Annotated in this window: 1 protein-coding gene; it reads left to right on the forward strand. The window is 51.8% G+C overall.

All coding sequences use genetic code 11. From position 1 onward, the window contains the following. On the forward strand, positions 1-1,027 hold a 1,027-nt coding region (locus BMZ78_RS18450; protein WP_139203387.1), incomplete at both ends, for an AMP-binding protein.

The raw sequence follows: 1,027 nt of genomic DNA on the forward strand, positions 1-1,027 counted from the left end.
GTTCAATGAAACCCGGATGGACTATCCACGGGAGAAAACGATTCATGCCTTGTTTGAGGAACAAGTGGAAAAAACACCAGATCAAATCGCCGTGGTTTGTGAGGGAGAGAAGTGGACCTACCGCGAGTTAAATGAGCGGGCGAATCAAGTGGCTCGGGTATTGAGGAAGCAAGGAGTGGGTCCGGAACAAGTGGTGGGTCTCCTTGTTCGGCCTTCGCTGGAGATGATCGTCGGGGTCTTGGCGGTGTTGAAAGCGGGTGGAGCCTATCTGCCCATTGATGCCTCTTATCCGTCTGAGCGGATTCAGTTCATGTTGGAAGACAGCGGGGCGCGCTGGTTGCTGGTGTCCTCCTCTCTTGCGATTCCTGCCGGTTATCAGGGAACCATTCTGCTGCCCGAAGAGATCGGAAAGCAAGAGGAAACCGGGAATCTGGAGCACATCAACCAGCCACAGGATCTGGCTTACGTGATCTATACCTCCGGCTCCACGGGGAAACCCAAGGGAGTGATGGTGGAACATCGCTCGGTGGTCAACTTGTCTTTCTGGCACAATCAATTTTATGAAGTCACCCCAGCGGATCGCAGTACCAAGTTGGCTGGTTTTGGATTTGATGCTTCGGTTTGGGAAATCTTCCCCTATCTCCTGGCAGGGGCAACGCTCTATATCATTCCGGAGCACATGCGAAGCGATGTCCTGCAGTTACACTCCTTCTATGAGGAGAACGGCATCACCATCAGCTTTTTACCCACCCAGTTAGCAGAACAATTTATGGAGTGGGAGAACCGTTCGCTCCGTGTCTTGCTCATTGGAGGAGACCGGGCGCAAAAGGTGCGTGATACCGGGTACCGGATTGTGAACAACTACGGACCATCTGAAAATACCGTCGTTACCACCAGTGGAGTGATCACCCCGGAAGATGCTGTCATTTCCATTGGAAAACCGATTGCGAATAACCAAATCTACATTTTAAATCATGATCACCAATTACAACCGATCGGAGTGCCAGGGGAGTTGTGCATTAGTGGC

It is taken from the genome of Thermoflavimicrobium dichotomicum (assembly GCF_900114055.1).
Taxonomy (GTDB): Bacteria; Bacillota; Bacilli; order Thermoactinomycetales; family Thermoactinomycetaceae; genus Thermoflavimicrobium; species Thermoflavimicrobium dichotomicum.